This is a genomic window from Ancylomarina sp. (assembly GCF_041555295.1).
In the GTDB taxonomy this organism is placed as follows: domain Bacteria; phylum Bacteroidota; class Bacteroidia; order Bacteroidales; family Marinifilaceae; genus Ancylomarina.
On sequence record NZ_JBFFKR010000463.1, the window covers coordinates 1 to 1,679 of the forward strand.

General features: G+C 42.7%; 2 protein-coding genes. Both read right to left on the reverse strand.

All coding sequences use genetic code 11. From position 1 onward, the window contains the following. The coding region (locus ABY905_RS17110) for a nicotinate-nucleotide--dimethylbenzimidazole phosphoribosyltransferase (protein WP_372646084.1) at positions 1–614 on the reverse strand (614 nt) is incomplete at its 3' end. 218 nt (positions 615–832) lie between these two features. Next, positions 833–1,679: nicotinate-nucleotide--dimethylbenzimidazole phosphoribosyltransferase (cobT, locus tag ABY905_RS17115; RefSeq protein ID WP_372646086.1), on the reverse strand; the 847-nt coding region annotated here is incomplete at its 5' end.

Below are 1,679 nucleotides of genomic sequence, written 5' to 3' on the forward strand. Positions count from 1 at the left end.
CCTTCATCATCCCATCCGGTACCACGACCCACACAGGCACTTAGCTCAATATTGCTAAGAAGGTGAAGAATAACAGCAGCCGACGAGGTATTCGCTATCCCCATCTCGCCAAATCCAATAATATTAGATCCCTCGGAGTGAATGCGCTCTACCAAATCAGAACCCCTTTTCATCGCTTTTTCGAACTCCTCGGTCGTCATCGCCGATTCATTAAGGTATGATTTGGTACCATGAGCAATCTTGGCATTTAAAACGCCAGAACTCTTGTCGAAATCGTAGTTTACACCCGCATCGATAATACGAATATCGATATCGTGTTGCTTAGCAAAGACATTAATAGCGGCACCACCATTCATAAAATTAGCAACCATTTGCCAGGTTACTTCTTGCGGATAAGGACTCACTCCATCAAGCGCAATACCATGATCCGCAGCAAAAACCATAATAACAGGTTTTTTAAGCTCCGGGCTGAGGGTGTTTTGTATGCAACCAATATGCTTGGCCATTTTCTCCAACTTGCCCAGCGAGCCAAGTGGCTTGGTTTTTAAATCAATTTTCTGCTGAAGCGCTTCAGCTTTCTCAGTATTAAGCGCTTCTATATTGTATTGAATCATATCTTGTGTGTTTATGTGTGAATATTTGCTTAAGTCGGTAACTAAGGTAATTATTTTGCTTTAAAGATAGAGTGAATATATAGTCGCTTTTTGATCTTAAACCATAAATTCATTCACTTATCACATTAATCTTTTTTCTACTTTAACCTTATTACGTTTTGACTCCGCTCAACGCCCAATTTTGGGCTTCTTTCACTTTATCCTTCAACCTTTTTCCTTTAAACTTCAAGCGCAGCTGCTTCACTAACCCCAGCTTCCTCGAAAGAGGCCATTTCGTTGAAATACATCACAGCCGATTTTACAAGTGGGTAACAGACCATAGCGCCCGTACCTTCACCCAATCGCATACCGATATCCATGATTGGCTCAGCACCCAAATGGTTGAGCATGCTAATGTGTGCCTTCTCGTTCGATTTGTGTGCGTATAAACAATATTCCAAAACCTTAGGATTGATTTTAGATGCTGCCAAGAGTGCCGATGTGATGATAAAACCATCAATCAGAAGCGTCATTTTTAGCTCTGCAGCCTTAAGCATACCACCCATAATCATGGCAATCTCAAACCCACCAAAGTAGGTCATCACCTCAAGGGCATCCTTCGTATTACCTGTATATTTCGATAAACCTTCGTTCAGAAGCTCATATTTACTCTTCACGCCAGCCTGATCGAGACCTGTTCCACGGCCCACGCAATCTTCCAAAGGAATATCACCCAATAGGCTTAGAATAAGAGCTGCCGAAGAAGTGTTGCCAATGCCTTTTTCGCCAAAGGCGATAAAATTACAGCCTTCGCTATGACAATCTTCAATAATGCCAGCCCCTTTTTCAATGGCTTCAAGGCATTGTTCTTTGCTCATGGCTGACTCAAAACGGTAGTTTTTTGTCCCATAAGCCACCTTACGGCTGATGATATTCAAGTCTGGCTCGAAATCGTGATCGATACCCGCATCGACTACCTTGAAATTGATACCATGCTGACGCGAAAAGACATTGATAGCCGCGCCACCTCCCATATAATTGTAGAGCATTTGGTAACTCACCGACTTAGGGTAAAAGCTCACCCCA